Annotated in this window: 13 protein-coding genes; 3 read left to right on the top strand and 10 right to left on the bottom strand. The window is 40.0% G+C overall.

Annotation, left to right across the window (positions count from 1 at the left end):
- Positions 1-281 precede the first annotated feature (281 nt).
- Positions 282-3608 (bottom strand): DNA translocase FtsK, encoded by a 3327-nt coding sequence (locus AC2SLN_RS07830; RefSeq protein WP_486550505.1) that lies wholly within the window; start codon positions 3606-3608, stop codon positions 282-284.
- Between the two features lie 647 nt (positions 3609-4255).
- Between AC2SLN_RS07830 and trxB the strand changes: the two genes are divergently transcribed.
- From trxB to AC2SLN_RS07845, 3 genes are all read left to right on the top strand, one after another.
- Entirely contained in the window at positions 4256-5272 is a 1017-nt protein-coding gene (gene trxB, locus AC2SLN_RS07835; RefSeq protein ID WP_486550507.1) for a thioredoxin-disulfide reductase, read from the top strand.
- 116 nt (positions 5273-5388) lie between these two features.
- Positions 5389-6138 (top strand): leucyl/phenylalanyl-tRNA--protein transferase, encoded by a 750-nt coding sequence (gene aat, locus AC2SLN_RS07840; protein WP_486550508.1) that lies wholly within the window; start codon positions 5389-5391, stop codon positions 6136-6138.
- A gap of 62 nt (positions 6139-6200) precedes the next feature.
- Entirely contained in the window at positions 6201-7019 is an 819-nt protein-coding gene (locus AC2SLN_RS07845) for an arginyltransferase (RefSeq protein WP_486550509.1), read from the top strand.
- On the opposite strand, the gene AC2SLN_RS07850 is transcribed toward AC2SLN_RS07845, so the two are convergent.
- From AC2SLN_RS07850 to queF, 9 genes are all read right to left on the bottom strand, one after another.
- Complete coding sequence (locus AC2SLN_RS07850) at positions 6987-7619, bottom strand: GNAT family N-acetyltransferase (protein ID WP_486531411.1); 633 nt, start codon at positions 7617-7619, stop codon at positions 6987-6989. The genes AC2SLN_RS07845 and AC2SLN_RS07850 overlap by 33 nt on opposite strands.
- A 224-nt stretch (positions 7620-7843) precedes the next feature.
- Positions 7844-8776, bottom strand: coding sequence for an electron transfer flavoprotein subunit alpha/FixB family protein (locus AC2SLN_RS07855; RefSeq protein WP_486550511.1), 933 nt, complete (start codon positions 8774-8776; stop codon positions 7844-7846).
- A gap of 154 nt (positions 8777-8930) precedes the next feature.
- Positions 8931-9680 (bottom strand): electron transfer flavoprotein subunit beta/FixA family protein, encoded by a 750-nt coding sequence (locus AC2SLN_RS07860; RefSeq protein ID WP_486550513.1) that lies wholly within the window; start codon positions 9678-9680, stop codon positions 8931-8933.
- A gap of 714 nt (positions 9681-10394) precedes the next feature.
- On the bottom strand, positions 10395-10610 hold the full coding sequence (locus tag AC2SLN_RS07865) for a cold-shock protein (protein ID WP_486531408.1): 216 nt from the start codon (positions 10608-10610) through the stop codon (positions 10395-10397).
- Between the two features lie 337 nt (positions 10611-10947).
- On the bottom strand, positions 10948-11391 hold the full coding sequence (locus AC2SLN_RS07870) for a hypothetical protein (protein WP_486550515.1): 444 nt from the start codon (positions 11389-11391) through the stop codon (positions 10948-10950).
- 609 nt (positions 11392-12000) lie between these two features.
- The gene (gene ilvC / locus AC2SLN_RS07875) at positions 12001-13017 is read right to left on the bottom strand and encodes a ketol-acid reductoisomerase (RefSeq protein WP_486550516.1); all 1017 of its coding nucleotides are present in this window, start codon (positions 13015-13017) and stop codon (positions 12001-12003) included.
- Between the two features lie 123 nt (positions 13018-13140).
- Entirely contained in the window at positions 13141-13635 is a 495-nt protein-coding gene (gene ilvN / locus AC2SLN_RS07880) for an acetolactate synthase small subunit (protein WP_486531405.1), read from the bottom strand.
- Positions 13635-15350, bottom strand: a complete 1716-nt coding sequence (locus tag AC2SLN_RS07885; RefSeq protein WP_486550561.1) for an acetolactate synthase 3 large subunit — start codon at positions 15348-15350, stop codon at positions 13635-13637. Before AC2SLN_RS07885 ends, ilvN begins: the two co-directional genes overlap by 1 nt.
- A 984-nt stretch (positions 15351-16334) precedes the next feature.
- Positions 16335-17267 carry an NADPH-dependent 7-cyano-7-deazaguanine reductase QueF gene (gene queF / locus AC2SLN_RS07890; RefSeq protein ID WP_486550563.1) on the bottom strand — a complete coding sequence of 311 codons (933 nt, stop codon included), beginning with the start codon at positions 17265-17267 and terminating at the stop codon, positions 16335-16337.
- Between the last annotated feature and the right edge of the window lie 114 nt (positions 17268-17381).

Here is a 17381-nt window from a genome sequence, read left to right on the forward strand (position 1 = left end):
TACATATATATTTTTGTAATATAAATAACATTAACTTATTTTTAGTCTGTTTGTATGGTTTTTAAATTTATCCCAAAGATATGTAAAGTAGTCCCTATTTTGATATAAAGTTTAGAGCAATATCAGCGCCAAAAAATACGCAATAACTATAGCAATAAATACGCAATAAATACGCAATAACTATACAAGTTGCGAGAGGCTTTACTTATCTAAAGCCATCTTCAAATAAAACCTGCCCCTCTTAAACACTTCTAATTTGAGAAGAGGGGTCAAAATCTGGGTTACATCAACAACTCTCTCTTACCACTTTTACCCATAGAGCTCACAAGCCCTGCTTCTTCCATCGAGTCGACAATACGTGCTGCACGGTTATAACCAATACTAAATTTACGCTGAATACTCGATGCAGATACTTTGCGAGTTTCCATAACAAAGGCAACCGCTTCATCGTACAATGAGTCATCTTCGCCAGAGCTATTACCGGCACTGCTACCACTAGTTGGGCTAGATAGCTCAAAATTACTGGCCATATTTTCGATATAATCTGGGGCGCCACGTTCACGCCAAGCGTCACAGACACGGTTTACTTCTTCATCGCTCACATAAGCGCCATGTACACGGTCTGGCTCAATTTGACCCGGCCCTAAGAACAGCATGTCGCCATTACCCAGCATGTCCTCTGCACCGCCCGCATCCAAAATAGTACGCGAGTCGACTTTTGAGTTAACCCTGAGTGCAGCACGTACCGGGATATTGGCTTTGATAAGACCGGTAATAACGTCGACCGAAGGGCGCTGAGTGGCTAGCATAAGATGAATACCTGCCGCTCGGGATTTTTGTGCTAAGCGGGTAATAAGCTCTTCAGCTTGCTTACCAACCTGCATGATCATATCGGCAAACTCGTCTGCCACGATCACGATCATCGGTAAGGTTTTCAGCTTCGGTGCTTTGTCAATACTGACGCTTTCATTGGGACGCCATAAGGGGTCAATTATTGGCTTGCCCGCCTTTTCGGCAGCAATAACCTTTTTGTTGAATTCGCCCAGTTTACGCACCTTGAGCAGGCTCATTAGTTGGTAACGACGCTCCATTTCTGCCACGCACCATGACAAGCTACTGGCTGCTTCATTCATGTCCGTAACCACCGGGGTTAATAAATGCGGAATGTCATTGTAGTTGGCTAGTTCAAGCTGTTTTGGATCAATCAAAATCAAACGTAGTTCGCTTGGCTTATACTTAAGCAACATAGAGAGCAGCATTGAGTTTACCAATACCGACTTACCTGAGCCTGTTGTGCCCGCCACCAACATGTGCGGCGCACGAGCAAGATCGGTAATAATGGGTTTTCCACCAATATCCTTACCCATTGCCATACTAATTTGCGCATTAGGATCTTTGTACTTTTCGGTACTAAGCAGCTCGATGAGACGAACCATTTCGCGTTTTTTGTTTGGTACTTCGATACCTATATAGGGCTTACCGGGAATCACTTCGACCACACGCAGTGACGCCATAGATAAAGATCGGGCTAAATCACGGGAAATGCCCGTGACTTTACTGGCTTTAACCCCTGCTGCCAGCTCTACCTCAAAGCGGGTTACCACTGGTCCTGGTATGGCATTGACGACCTCAGCTTTGACATTAAATTCTTGCAGTTTAATTTCAAGAAGCTCTGACAGTTGTTTCAGCTCTTCTTGGGTGTAGCTCGGTTTTTTATCTGGATCTGGTTTATCCAGTATTGACATCTCAGGAAGCGGCGATAAGTGACTACGATATTTTGCCGTTTGCATGGCTCGGCTGGAGGAGGCAAACGCTGAGTCATCATGAATCTCGGGCATAATTTTATCAAGACGCGCTTGTTCCGAATCATGTGCAGGGTCATAGTCATCATCTGGCACCATATTCTCTATATGATTACTGGCGTCCCCTTCTGGAGTTGCAAAGCGAATTGGTGGCGTCACGGTAGATGATATTTCAGATTTGGGTTTGACCTCATGCGGCTTAGCGGGATTAGAGGGTGGAGTATTGGTTGGCGTTAAGTCAATAGTCGCCTCATTAAAATCACTGTTGTCATCTCTATGATGTGCACTACTGACCTCTAAAGCATCTGACTCTTGAGTGTCAGCTTGCCAGCTTTTTTCAACTTCAAAGCTTGATGATTCAGAGCTATATAAATCATTACCATACGAGTCAGAGCTAGAAGGCTCGATGCTAGAATGTTCAATGCTAGAAGGTTCAATGCTAGAAGAGTCAAGACGATGTTGCTCTAGGCTAGATGGCTCTATGAGAGCTTGTGTGTCACTGTTAGATTTTAATATATTGTCAGGTGTATCCTCAGACGTAAAACCTGTATGACTGGCAGCTTCAGATCGAGTGTGGGAGTCTGCATGCATAGTGTCAATTATTGCTTCTGCTCGATCATTAATAGAGGTATTGGTATTTACTGCTGACGCCGGTTGATCAAGGTCGGCTGAGGCTATTTTCTCATTCTGATTGAGCAGTTGATCAATCGCATTTGGGTCATTCCAGGCAAAGCTAGGCGCTTGCTTGGCTTGAGCTGCATCGTGATTGGTTTTTAAACCTTGGCTTTGCACTTCGGCATCGAGACGCTTATCTTCCGCTTCTTGTTGCTGCAAATTCAAGATACTCTCTCCTAGTCCTGAATTCACTAGAAACTCATTTAACACATTACTTAGTGCGGGATCGTTCACATCGTTATTTTCAACCTGTCTATTTGGCTCAAGCTCGCATGCAGCGCCTATTTCAAAACAATCGGCATTTAACTCATCGGTATGTTTGCTAAGTTGTAATGCCAACTGTTCAAATATAGGAGACCCATCTGCAGATGCCAGTACCTCAGTATTACTTAAATCACTATTTAATCCCTTATTTAAACCCTTATTTAAAGGAGTGCCTAAGCTATCATCTGTGTCCTTACTCAGTGAGTTTAAAGCCTCTCCATTCATTTGATCACTACCATCTATAGCGTTTTTATCTTGATGGTCAGCATAGTCAGTCCTTCCCTCATATCGGGCGTCTTTAACCCCAGCGCCTAACCAAGATAAGCTCACAATATGGCGGAATAAATTACGCCAATGAACATCAAATGCAAACGTTGCCGTGAGTACAGCAAAGACAATTAAAAAAACGCTTGCGCCATACACAGTTAGAAGTCGAGACAAACGGTTGGCCAGCTCAAATCCTAAAATACCACCATGTATTGAAGCACTGGCCTCTCCGAGCGCCAACAAAACTGGAATTATTGCAACCATACCGCTGGTAGCTAACGCCAGAAAGAGGTAAGCAATGACCCGAAACAAACCAAAAGCTTGCTCACGCTGCCACCACATGCTTACAGCTTCGTAAGCGATGAATACAATAATCCACCAAGACGACCACCCAAAAAAAGTATAAAGCAAATCTGCTATCCAAGCGCCTACCGCACCGCCCATGTTACTTATCTGACCCATATCGCTACTGATATGCGACCAACTGGGGTCATTGGGCGAATAAGTGAGTAGGATAACAAACACGTATGCTGCCAACCCAACAGCAAGTGCAGTGAACATGGCTTTTTTAGCAGTGTAAATATGATGTGCCGTTATCATGCATCTATCCCAATCTATAATCTTATAACAAATATCAAATTTTAACGTTATCAACCTCGCCACACCTACTTTTTATGGCGATAGCTTTCGTACTATGATCTATAGCGTTTGTAGCCGCTTTACGCCCTTTATTTGCCAATGTTATATTAGAAAACTGATACGCCAACATAGGACTTACCTGTTACTTGTCTCCGTGTATAAGTTGCCAATATAACCTTATTTAGCTTACCCTATTGTGCAGAACTCTCTATAATAGCAAATTCCAGCATACTTTCGAGTATCATTAGGGCTTATTTATACCTTTAATATCAAAGATTACTTAAACTTATTTGCTATTTTGCCCTTTTGACCATATTAACGTAACAGCTTTGGCAAATAATAACTTACCGTTACCAAACTTAGTTAATCAGTTGTCTGTAAGGTTACTACTTAATTACTAACCTGCTCAATTTTATCGGGTCTAATTTCATAAGATTATTTTCACACTTTGTGCGCTATTCACAACAATCAACATTTAATACGTTGCCATTATTCATTTTAAAACTCGGACAATGTCGATAACATCGCTAGCTATACACCGCTCTGCTATAAGTCGCAGTCCTGAAAGTCATATTTAACTTTTATATCAATACCCTAAAGGAGTCATCATGAGCACTGAAACTACCCCTCGTCACGAGAAACTTATTATTTTAGGCTCAGGTCCAGCTGGATATGCCGCCGCAGTTTATGCTGCCCGTGCCAATTTAAAGCCTGTTATCATTGCTGGAATGCAGTTGGGTGGTCAGCTTACCACCACCACAGAGGTTGACAACTGGCCCGGTGATGCCCACGGCTTGACAGGGCCTGACTTAATGGTGCGCATGAAAGAACATGCTGAGCGTTTTGGTACCGAGATTGTCAATGACCATATCAATGCAGTAACCCTAACTGAACGCCCATTCAAACTTGAAGGCAATGCGGGTAGCTATACTTGTGATGCGTTGATTATCGCAACGGGTGCCTCAGCTCAATACTTGGGTCTGGAGTCTGAACATAACTTCAAAGGCTTAGGCGTTTCTGCCTGTGCAACTTGTGATGGTTTCTTCTACAAAAATCAGAAAGTGGCAGTAATCGGCGGCGGAAACACTGCTGTTGAAGAAGCACTCTACCTCTCTAATATCGCTGATGAAGTTATTCTAGTACATCGCCGTGATAGCTTACGCTCTGAGAAGATTTTACAAGATAAGCTTTTTGAGAAGGCTAAAAACGGTAACGTAACTATAGAGTGGAACCACACTGTAAAAGAAGTGGTTGGCGATGATATGGGCGTAAATGGTCTGGTCATTGAATCAACTAAAGACGGCAGTACCAAGCAGCTTGATGTGATGGGAGTCTTTGTGGCTATTGGTCATAAACCCAATACAGATATGTTTGTCAATCAGTTAGAGATGAAAGATGGCTATATTATTGTCAATAGTGGCCTCTCTGGTAACGCTACGCAAACCAGTATTGAGGGTGTATTTGCAGCGGGCGACGTGGCTGACCATGTCTATCGACAAGCCATTACCTCAGCAGGTACTGGCTGTATGGCAGCATTAGATGCTGAAAAATACCTAGATGCTATTGGCGAAACGATAGCAACAGATCACACCTATGCGTCTACTTTAAAACCAATGAACTTGTAAACTAACTGGTAAATTGGCTATAAGATTATACTGTATTTGAGGACACCCATTTAACTTATAGAATTGGTGTCTTTTTTTTGTTTAAATAGATATTAAATTCAATTGAGCTGTTTATTGTGTCCAACTATTCACTACTAAAGAACCAATTTATCAGTCGTTACCGGTTTCCTGACCCTTTAACTGCCGATCCGGATGGTAGTGGGCTTGTCGCGATGGGAGGAGACTTATCTCCGCAAACCTTACTATCTGCTTATTCACAAGGTTTATTTCCTTGGTTTAATGAAGATGAACCCATAGCTTGGTGGTGTCCAGAACCACGCTGCGTTTTAGACCCCTCTACTTTTGAACCTAGGAAATCTCTGCAACGTCTGGTAAAAAAGAGTGATTGGCAATGGTCTATCAATCAGTCTTTTAAAGAGGTAATTCATGCCTGTAGTTTGCCTCGTAGCTACTCTGAAGACACATGGATTCATGACCAAATGATAACGGCCTACACTCGGCTGCATGAGCTTGGTTATGCACATAGTATTGAAGTCTGGAGTAAAAACCAGTTGATTGGTGGATTATATGGATTAAAAATTGGCCAGCTATATTTTGGCGAGTCTATGTTTCATACTCAAAGTAACGCTTCCAAAGTCGCATTTTGGGCTTTAAACGTTCTGAGTAAAGAAAGTGGTGTGCAATTGATAGACTGCCAACTGCCTAACCCACATCTTGAAAGTCTAGGGGCAAAAATTATGCTGCGTCCAGATTTTCTAGACTTTTTAGCTCATGCCATTGAGTCTGAGTCTATGGATTGGCATGATTTCTCACAAACCCGTTTTGACGTTGCCTTATTATACAATTCAGCACAGTCTTTGCTGTAATACGCTAAAGTCTGAAGAAGAAAGAAATAGGTAAGATAATGACAAAAAATCGGAAAAATTAAATGGACCATCGTGATCAAAATATTTTAACACTTGATAATTTTAGTCCAGCAAAACTCAATAATTCGCCACTCAAGTTATGCACTTATCTACCAGATCGTGCCTCACAGCTTATCTTTTTGCTGTTAGATAACAATGAACGGATGGACCAAGATTTATATGGTCACCTCTGCCGCAACGGGTTTAGACGAAGTGGCAATGCCCTTTATAAACCTAACTGCTTACATTGTATGCAATGTATTTCTAGCAGAGTAGCTGTTAACCGCTTTATGCCGTCTAGACGATTTAGACGTGTATTAAAGCGAAATGAGGATGTTAGCGTAACACTACATGACAGCCGTATTGCGACCAGTGAACATTATGCGCTCTATCAAAACTATATTAGTTGCCGCCATGCTGATGGAGATATGTATCCACCAAGCTTAAGTACCTTTGAGCAATTTTTAGTAAATAGTCCTGTAAACAGTCTGTTTCTAGAAGTTAGGGAACCTAATGGCAAATTAATAGCTGTTGCAGTGACTGATAAAGTAGATGATGGATTATCTAGCATCTATACTTTTTTTGATACCAGCTCTGAATATGTTAAGCGTAGTCTTGGTGTGTACTGCATACTCAAACAGATTGAGATCGCTAGAAACTTTGGTCTAGATTATGCGTACTTAGGCTACTGGCTTCCAACCGTCAAAAAAATGAGCTATAAAGTGGAATATACACCAATCGAATTACTTATCAACGGAAAGTGGATTACATTTGATGTTAAACCAGATGCTGAGGAAGTCATTGCCTTACTAGATATTAAATCTGTCAATATGAGGTTTTAAGTGCTCATCTGTTAGTAAATATTGCATCACTAGTGCATCACAACTGCTCTTGTGTCCACTGAAGCCTTTGTTGGATTTATAATATCCTACCCTCCTGTGCAACTCTTTAAATCCCATTTTTTTATATAACTTGATGGCTGCGGTATTGTCTTCACGAACCTCTAGTAATATCTTTTCAATGCCTTTATTAGGCATGTGCTTAATAATGAGTTTTATCAACCACTCAGCATAACCTTGACGCTGAAAATCAGGATGCGTGCCGATTCTTAAGATTTCAGCAACTTCAAAGACCTTACTAAAAATACAATAGGCAATAACTTTACAACTGTCCTCATTATTCATGTTATCACTATCTATATTGTTTTTGTCACTACCCTCGTCTCCATCTTTGACTGTTGGTTCTGAATTATCGAGAAAATCAGGGTCTAATACTGCCCAGCAATCATTAATATCCTGACCTAATAAATCCGTGAGTATCCTTTCATTCCAACTGTCAAATGGCTGTACCAACCGCTCGATATCTGCAATATCTTGGATTAAACTTAAATCGTACTCTTTATCAGTAACTGTGCATATTGCTGGGATGTCATTATTTTTCATTATCTATCCTCTCGATAGCGCTATTTTTTTTCGCTACTGCTTTGCCTTATTATAGACGTACAAAGCATTATTATAGATGTACAAAATAATTATAGGCGTACAAAATATTAATGTTAAAAAGCCTCCAATCTATCGATTGAAGGCTTTCAAATTAACGTTCAGCCAAAAAGTACTAAATTAAACTCTTAATCCGTAATATTCACGCTATAAATTCTAGTGATAAATTACAACTTGCTAGTTAATTCTGGTAAAGCTTCAAATAAATCAGCTTCTAAGAAATAATCAGCAACGCTAGCGATTGGTGCTTCTGCATCATTATTAATAGCAACGATAACTTTAGAGTCTTTCATACCTGCTAGATGCTGAATAGCGCCAGAAATACCTGCTGCGATATATAAATTAGGCGCAACGATCTTACCAGTTTGACCAACCTGCATATCATTAGGGACATAACCTGCATCTACAGCAGCTCGTGACGCACCAATAGCAGCACCAAGCTTGTCAGCTAGAGGCTCAATATATTTTGTGAAATTTTCGCCATTTGCCAATGCACGCCCACCTGAAACAACAATTTCAGCAGAGGTGAGCTCTGGACGATCAGACTTAGCCAGCTCTTCTCTAACAAAGCTTGATTTACCAGCGTCTTGTGTATCGTCAAGCTCTTCGATAGCAGCAGAACCACCCTCAGCAGCTGCTGGATCAAAAGCCGTAGTACGTACGGTAACCAATACTTTATCTTCAGAAGTTTTAACAGTGGCTAAAGCATTACCGGCATAAATTGGACGCTCAAATGTGTTTGCATCGATGACTTGCATAATGTCTGTCAGCATACTAACATCAAGTAGAGCTGCGACGCGTGGCATAAAGTTTTTGCCGTTAGTGGTTGCCGGTGCAACAATATGGCTGTAATTACCTGCTAAGTCTTTAACTAACAGTGCTACGTTTTCCGCCAGTTGATATTCATAAGCTGGGCTATCCACGCAAATTACCTTGCTGACACCTGCTACTTTAGCCGCTTGCTCGGCAACTGGTTTGCAACCAGAACCTGCCACTAGAATATGGATGTCATTACCCATTTGAGTCGCAGCGGTAACAGTGTTTAAGGTCGCCTTTTTTAGTTCGGCGTTATCATGTTCTGCATATACTAAAATTGCCATGAGAATATTATCCTTTCAAATAATGGTATAAGATTGTGAAGTGGTAAATTTTTGTTATAGTCAGTAGTGGCTAGCTATACATTCATCATATAGCCGACTAAACCACGTACGATACTAATTAGAGTTATCAGCAACGAATGAGTTATTAAACGTATTAAATAACTTTTGCTTCGTTTCTAAGTTTGTCGATTAGCTCGTCAACTGAACTGACTTTAATACCAGCAGAACGCTCAGGTGGTGGCGTTACTTTCAAAATCTCTTGCTTAGACGCCATCTCTACACCAAAGTCAGCTGGTGTTTTCTCATCAAGAGGCTTCTTCTTCGCTTTCATGATGTTAGGCAGTTTAGCGTAACGTGGTTCGTTCAGACGTAGGTCAGTGGTAATAACAGCAGGTAAGGTTAAAGCAACCGTCTGTAACCCGCCATCAATCTCACGTGTGACGTTTACTTTATCGCCTTCAACTTTCACTTCAGACGCAAAAGTGCCTTGTCCAATACCCATTAATGCCGCAAGCATCTGACCAGTTTGGTTGTTGTCATCATCAATAGCTTGTTTACCAAGTAAAATAATGTCTGTACCTTCTTGCTCTGCGATACCTTTAAGGATTTTAGCCACTTGTAAAGGATAAGGCTTTTCATCAGTTTGAACTAAAATACCACGATCTCCACCCAAAGCTAGTGCGGCACGTATTTGCTCTTGAGATTCTTTTGGGCCAATAGAGACAACAATAACTTCATCTACTACACCTGATTCTTTAAGGCGTACTGCTTCTTCTACCGCAATTTCACAAAATGGATTAATAGACATCTTAGTATTGCTTAAATCTACAGCTGAATTATCTGCTTTAACACGAACCTTCACGTTATAGTCAATCACACGCTTAACAGCGACTAATGCTTTCATACGTTCCTCGTTTATTTATGTTATGAATTATAAAATGCGACTTTCACTCTACGGAATATAGATAGCTCAAAAACCTAATGAATTCTGAGACCTATAGTTAACTTATAATTTGACACTGATTAAACCAATAAGCTTTAGCGTCGTATTAATATATATTACTCTTTCTCTTTATAATGCCATTTATTTTGGTTATTGCAACCAGCAATCGTATGACATCTACAACACTTTAAATAATTATTACTAAATTAAAATAACCTTAAAATAAAAATAAACTTTGTAATAGTTATTTTTGTAATAGTTATTCAAGCTATTTGTTTTGAGCAGTGCTAGTGGTACTACTATTTTATAAAAATAGTCTAACTACTTATAATCGGCTATTTATATTGCGTGAGACATCTAGCAAGGTCAAGCTATAGCCGTGAATTAAGCGTCATGTTTTATACAACACTATTCAGAAAGTGAGGATAGCTTTGTATAGTCAAGACAAACGTTAGTTTATTGACACAAGCTTAACTACCAATCTTAGTTAAAACTCATTATTAACGGATTACAAAGTTGACGACTGCAAAGTTCCTGTACACGTAATGTAAAGGTACTGATAGTGGCTTAATAGATAGATAAAAAAAAGACAACCGTTTGGTTGTCTTTTTACTGCATTTTTATCTTTTAAGTAGATAATTCATGCTAAATTTATTATTCAAATCTTATGGCTGATTATTCAGCTGATTCGATTTGTTCAGCCTGTGGGCCTTTTTGACCTTGACCTAAAACAAAACTAACTTTTTGACCTTCGGCTAGGGTTTTAAAACCACTGCCTTGAATAGCACTGTAGTGAGCAAATACGTCTTGACCACCGTCGTCTTGAGCGATAAAACCAAAACCTTTAGCTTCGTTGAACCACTTAACAGTACCTTGTACACGTTCTGACATAACTTATCCTAATAATAAAATTGATTAAACATTGTCATGATGCCACATGCATCAATCAGTTGAGCATGATAGCTGGTTTTACTAGATGGTAGATTATCAAACGCTTGGCCTAAACCTCATGTTTAATATATATTATCTAAATTAAACCACTGCGATGTTTTGCAGTCATGTTTGAATTCAGCTTTAAGCTGATTTTCAAAAAGTAACATACTTACTAGAAGTCATTATAACAGCTTTGACTCGCTAATCCTAATCCTATCTTTACATTTAAACGTTAAGTTTTGATGTTATTTTGTAAGATATCGATAGGCTAATCCACTTTTTGACTATTCGCATTCTAATCACTTTTAATGGGCATAAGCCAAGGAGAAACTAATATAAACAGACATAATGACAGAAAAATAATAGCAAAAGATTGGGTAAAAGCTATATATTTTGCAGGAATAATTATATCTTTTGGATTATCGGGCACCCCATTGACTCGAATCAAACGACTACCATACGCCCATCCCGCTATCGTATAGATGCCGTACGCCGCTGGTATGGCTAACGCTAATGAGTTGAGCTCCATAAAATAAACCACTGCCATGGAGACAAAAAACCATAGCGTATCTACAATTGAGCTAACATGAAAAAATTTAGAGTCTGGTATTCTTCCCTTTGTTTTTTTTAACATTTCTCCTTCGATGTAAATAATGACCGCCACCACTGCACTCAATATCACGTAGATAGACTGTTGTGATAACAGATGGCTAATTTGTCCGAGTATGTCATTGATCATTTCTTAAAACATCCTAGTTCTATATTTCAGCTACAGTAGAGTCAGTATAGTCGAATACCTTTGATTCAGGTACTAGGGTCTGTTGAACATTCAAATGTGGAACTGGCGGAGGCGATTTTTTAGGCAATATGCAGGGAGATTTTTGACGCTTAGTCATTCTAAGTTAGAAAATTTCGCAATATATTGACAAAAAATAGCCTTGCCCCACAGGGCTGATGCTAAAATTGCCCCAAACGTTGTTATAAACCTAGCTAAGGTCTAGACATTATCGTCGGTTTACACCTAGTTTGGAACAATTTTAGCTATCAGCAGTCCTAATATTTGAATGTTCAACAGACCCTAGGTAAAAGGCAACCCATTTAAGTAATACAGTTGACCACTAAAGGTGTGGACTAAACGAGACTAACGCTGTCACTGATTTAAAAGTATTTGAGTATATATTGAGTTAATTGTTCGGTATTCAACCATGTCTACTTTTATAGTGATGATATACAGAGTTTAAAAAAGCCCATACACTATTTAGCATATGGGCTTATATTCATAACATAATAGTAATTAAACCAGATAAACTACCGGCAAAACCATAGGCATAAAAACCAAGGATTTAAATTAGTTTTTATCTTTATCGATAATCTTGTTACCACCAATCCAAGGCATCATAGCGCGCAATTTTGCGCCTGTTTTTTCGATTTCGTGTTCAGCATTGTTGCGGCGACGTGCCGTCATTGAAGGGTAGTTACTAGCGCCTTCAGTGATAAACATCTTTGCATATTCGCCAGACTGAATGCGTTTTAGCGCATTGCGCATGGCTTCGCGCGATTGCTCGTTAATGATTTCTGTACCCGTAACATACTCGCCATACTCAGCATTATTACTGATTGAATAGTTCATATCAGCAATCCCGCCTTCGTACATTAGATCAACAATAAGCTTAAGCTCATGTAAGCATTCAAAGTATGCCATTTCGGGTGCATAACCCGCTTCGGTTAGCGTCTCAAAACCCATTTTAACCAGTTCTACAGCGCCACCGCAGAGAACCGCTTGCTCACCAAATAAATCAGTTTCTGTTTCATCTTTAAAAGTGGTTTCAATAATACCTGAGCGTCCACCACCAACACCTGCAGCATACGATAAGGCCACTTGCTTTGCTTGACCTGAGGCATCTTGATAAATTGCTATAAGATCTGGAATACCACCGCCTTTGCTAAATTCATTACGGACAGTATGACCTGGCGCTTTTGGCGCAACCATAATAACGTCTAAGTCTTTACGTGGTACAACTTGGTTATAGTGGATTGCAAAACCATGCGCAAAAGCAAGCGTCGAGCCTTCTTTAATATTCGGCTCGATCTCATTTTCATACAAGTCTTTTTGAAACTCATCTGGGGTTAGAATCATGACAACATCAGCAGCTTTTACCGCATCATCGACATTCGCAACCTTAAGACCTGCATTTTCAGCTTTTTTGCGAGAGCTAGAACCTTCACGCAATCCAACTGTGACATCAACCCCTGAATCCTTTAAGTTTAGTGCATGGGCATGACCTTGTGAACCATAACCAATAATCGCTACTTTTTTAGCTTGGATGATGGATAGATCACAATCTTTGTCATAATAAATGTTCATAATTAGTCCCTTTTAAATAATGTCGTTGAAATTCAACTTTTTTTAAATTAATGATTATAGAGTGGTATTCAATCAAATATACGTCACCAACGTTTAATGCCTAACGCTTAACACACAATATATTTAAACACTCAATGTCTTCTCGCCACGTAATATACCGATAACGCCTGAACGCACCACTTCTAAAATACGGTCACGCCCCACAACTTCAATAAATCCATCAAGCTTGGCTTCATCGCCCACGATTTGAATTGTGTATAAATTGGCAGTAACATCAACAATTTGTGCCCTAAAAATGTCTGCATTGCGTTTCACTTCATCGCGAGCACTACCTGTCGCACGAACTTTAATAAGCATAAGCTCACGCTCAATATGAGGGTTAGGCGTTAAGTTAATAACTTTAACCACTTCAATAAGCTTGTGTAGATGTTTAGTAATCTGCTCGATCTTGTCAACTGTTGCATTGGTTCTTAAGGTCAACCGAGAAATTGATTCATCTTCAGTTGGCGCTACATTTAAAGTTTCAATATTGTAGCCCCGCTGAGAGAACAGCCCAACAAGTCGTGATAGCGAACCTGCCTCGTTTTCCATTAGTACAGAGATTAGATGTTGTTGCATTAGGTACGCTCCCCCTTGGCTAACCACATATCACGCATAGACTGCCCAGCAACTTGCATCGGATAAACATGCTCGTCAGGGTCAATGATGACGTCAATAAATACGAGCTTATCTTTGATAGCAAGTGCTGCTGCTAACTGCTCTTCTAGCTTGTCAGGGTCAGTAATTTTAACCCCCATATGACCATAACTTTCAGCCAGTTTGACAAAATCTGGTAATGACTCCATATAAGAGTGCGCATGGCGGCCTTCATATAACATGTCTTGCCACTGACTAACCATGCCTAACTGGGCATTATTAAGATTTAAAATCTTAACGGGTAAATCATATTGAAAACAAGTAGAAAGCTCTTGAATATTCATCTGAATTGAACCTTCACCGGTGATACATACCACGTCACGCTCTGGACAAGCAAGTTTCGCCGCCATGGCATAAGGCAAACCAACACCCATAGTACCTAAGCCACCAGAATTCAGCCATTGGCGAGGTTCATCATACTTATAATATAAAGCAGCAAACATTTGATGTTGACCCACATCACTGGTAATAATGGCTTTACCATTGGTTAGCTTATATAACATCTCAACCACTGCTTGTGGCTTCATGCCATTGTCAGTACTGGTATCATAACGTAGACCATGGCGTTTGCGCCATTCGTTAATTTGAGACCACCAATCATGCAAAGTAGGTTGATCCAACTGCTTATCGTCGCCTTCTAGTAAGGACAGCATTTCTGTTAATACAGCTTTAACATCACCAACAATCGGGATGTGCGAATTAATAGTTTTTGAAATTGATGCAGGGTCTACATCTATATGAATAATGTTGGCATCAGGACAGAATTTATTAACGTTATTGGTTACGCGGTCATCAAAACGTGCCCCAACTGCTAAGATGACATCAGCATGGTGCATGGTCATATTCGCTTCATAAGTACCATGCATGCCTAACATACCTAAAAACTGACGATCAGAACCTGGGAATCCGCCCAAACCCATCAGTGTGTTAGTAACAGGTAAGTTCAACTTATGAGCAAGCTGAGTTAACTGCTCATGCGCTTCACTCAAAATCACACCACCGCCTGCATAAATGATAGGACGCTTGGCACCAAGCAGTGTTTCTACCGCCTTTTTGATTTGTCCACTATGACCTCTAACCGAAGGCTGGTAGGAACGCATATATACAGAATCAGGATAGTTATATTCAAATTTTTCATGCGGCGCCGTGGTGTCTTTTGGCACATCAATAACGACAGGGCCGGGACGACCTGACTCCGCTAAATAAAACGCTTTTTTAATAATGCCAGGAATTTCACTAGCATGACGAACCTGAAAGCTATGTTTTACGATTGGACGAGATACACCAACCATATCCGTTTCTTGGAACGCATCATCGCCAATTAAGTTTCGCGGTACCTGTCCTGCGATAACGACCATTGGAATTGAGTCCATAAAGGCAGTGGCAATCGCAGTTACAGTATTGGTTGCACCAGGACCAGAGGTTGCTAAGACAACACCCGTTTTACCCGTAACACGTGAATAAGCATCTGCCATGTGTCCTGCGGCCTGTTCGTGGCGGACTAATAAATGCTCAATCGCATCTTGTTTAAACAAGGCATCATAGATGTGCAATACTGCACCGCCTGGATAGCCAAAAATATACTCTACGCCTTCATCGATTAAAGACTGGACAAGTAGCTCTCCACCAGAGAGCATCATTGGCTTATCACCATCTTCAAGTAGCTCGCGCTTTTTACCAAAATGCACTGCTAAGTGCTGATTTTGGGGGTCGCCTGTCATATTAGGGCTTTGGGTTGTTTGTGTCACTGTCATCACCTTTTTGATTGCGGGATGTTATATTAGCTATATTGGCTATTTAAAATTATTGGCTATTTAAAATTGTATCGAAATAACGTTAACCTTAGCATTTAACCTTGAATTAATATGCTAGGAAGTGATGGGTCAGTGTTTATCACAATGAAAACAATTCACAATGACAAAAACCGGTCATTCACTCTAAACGTTAATCAACAATCTTCAAGACACAGTAATAGAGTCTCAGCACGCATTTGCGATGTGAAAAAAGACTTTAAGCAGACAGTGACTAAACTGAGGCACTTGCTCGAACGGCAAGGCATTATCAAAATAGTAATAGTGTGCATTTGACATTATCAAGTTAGATGAGCATTAATGCTCTCCCATCCCAAAACTGCACCTCTACTAAAAAGTATAAGAATATTATACTCATCAACCTTTGAGAAGACATAAAAGAAGATTGATTATTTAGTCATTGTAGACCGGTAAGTCCTAGAATAAATAGACAAGCATAAACTCTGCTTGACTGTTTTATCCCTCACATCAAAATAGACATTATTGGGCAGACGGTAATCTTGCCGTAATGACTACTTTAAAGTCAACTCATCTCGATAGAGCGAATTAACTGACTGTATTAAACACTATAATCGTGGGTTTTAGCCGTTATGTCAATAAAATTTAATTCATACATAACCATAAATTTATTAATCATTTAATTTAAGACATTATTCAGTTGTCACTAACAAAGCATTGTAAAGTCTGACAGAATGATGAGTTAACGGAATCTATTTGGACATATGCTTAGTTAGATTAAGGGTAATCATTCAGAATTACTATGACTATAGAGTTTCTCCTCTTTAATCGTCCCACTACCCTTATATTGAACTACTGGCGAATCAAACGACTTGGCTTAGGTAATAAGCTTAAATCGCTGACTCTACATGGGTTAATATCGATACCCCCACGCCTAGTGTACCATGCTCTAACCATTAGCTTAGAGGGTTCAAAGTACTGATATAGATCAGCAAATATTTGCTCAACACACTGCTCATGAAACCCATTATGCTGTCGATAACTTAAAATATAACTAAGTATATTGGCCTTATTCACTGCCGTTTTAGTTGTCATTTCGATTGCCAGTGTGCCCCAGTCGGGCTGATTGGTAACAGGGCAATTACTGCGTAATAAATTTGAATAAAGTTGATAGTCTTTTTCTGACATATCATCTCTGGCTGAGTGCGAGCTGGCTGCCTCGTCTTTAACTTGCTGAGTCTTATTATCTCGTACCTCAACCAGTAAACTTGCATCAGGATGTTGTAGAATAGGTAGTTTTTGCGATAAGTTATCCAACGCCCCATCAATACAGCGTCCTAATGGGGTATCTATCATTAAACCAGATGACACATTCAGATCATTTAGTTTATATAGCGACACCTCTACCGTGCTACCTGCACACATCGAAAGATCTTTAGCAATAACACCCTCAACCTCTTTTAAACTTTCAAATTCAGTAAAATTAAGGCTGTTTAGATAAAGTTTTAAAGATTTTGATTCAATAATATTAGGCGAATTGGCTGGAATACTAAATCGGGCCATCGCCACTTGAGAGACACCGTGTAAATTTAACCACGACACCTCAAAGGCATGCCACCAATCATAACCCACACTAAGATCCGCTGTCTGCTCAGCATTAAAGCAGGCGGCTAGACTTTGAGAGACAGCATCACGACCGAGTGTTCGTGGGATTGGATATAAAGTGTCGGGTTGGTATGTCTTTGGATAACGGGTTGTTTCGCCAAGTACGCCATGAATACTCATTGACTCTCCACTGGTTATTTTAAGGGTTTTGAAGGTCGCTAATCCCAAATAAGCCCATGGCATTTTATCATGAGCTAGTAGACTACGGTATGGAATTCATTAAACATCATTCAT

Source organism: Psychrobacter sp. CX90, from assembly GCF_057396305.2.

Excerpts from the sequence above, each read along its gene's own strand:
- AC2SLN_RS07830 (WP_486550505.1), bottom strand. The coding sequence starts at position 3,608 with ATGATAACGGCACATCATATTTACACTGCTAAAAAAGCCATGTTCACT.
- trxB (WP_486550507.1), top strand. The coding sequence starts at position 4,256 with ATGAGCACTGAAACTACCCCTCGTCACGAGAAACTTATTATTTTAGGC.
- AC2SLN_RS07845 (WP_486550509.1), top strand. The coding sequence starts at position 6,201 with ATGGACCATCGTGATCAAAATATTTTAACACTTGATAATTTTAGTCCA.
- AC2SLN_RS07850 (WP_486531411.1), bottom strand. The coding sequence starts at position 7,619 with ATGAAAAATAATGACATCCCAGCAATATGCACAGTTACTGATAAAGAG.
- AC2SLN_RS07855 (WP_486550511.1), bottom strand. The coding sequence starts at position 8,776 with ATGGCAATTTTAGTATATGCAGAACATGATAACGCCGAACTAAAAAAG.
- AC2SLN_RS07860 (WP_486550513.1), bottom strand. The coding sequence starts at position 9,680 with ATGAAAGCATTAGTCGCTGTTAAGCGTGTGATTGACTATAACGTGAAG.
- AC2SLN_RS07865 (WP_486531408.1), bottom strand. The coding sequence starts at position 10,610 with ATGTCAGAACGTGTACAAGGTACTGTTAAGTGGTTCAACGAAGCTAAA.
- AC2SLN_RS07870 (WP_486550515.1), bottom strand. The coding sequence starts at position 11,391 with ATGATCAATGACATACTCGGACAAATTAGCCATCTGTTATCACAACAG.
- ilvC (WP_486550516.1), bottom strand. The coding sequence starts at position 13,017 with ATGAACATTTATTATGACAAAGATTGTGATCTATCCATCATCCAAGCT.
- ilvN (WP_486531405.1), bottom strand. The coding sequence starts at position 13,635 with ATGCAACAACATCTAATCTCTGTACTAATGGAAAACGAGGCAGGTTCG.
- AC2SLN_RS07885 (WP_486550561.1), bottom strand. The coding sequence starts at position 15,350 with ATGCTCTCTGGTGGAGAGCTACTTGTCCAGTCTTTAATCGATGAAGGC.
- queF (WP_486550563.1), bottom strand. The coding sequence starts at position 17,267 with ATGAGTATTCATGGCGTACTTGGCGAAACAACCCGTTATCCAAAGACA.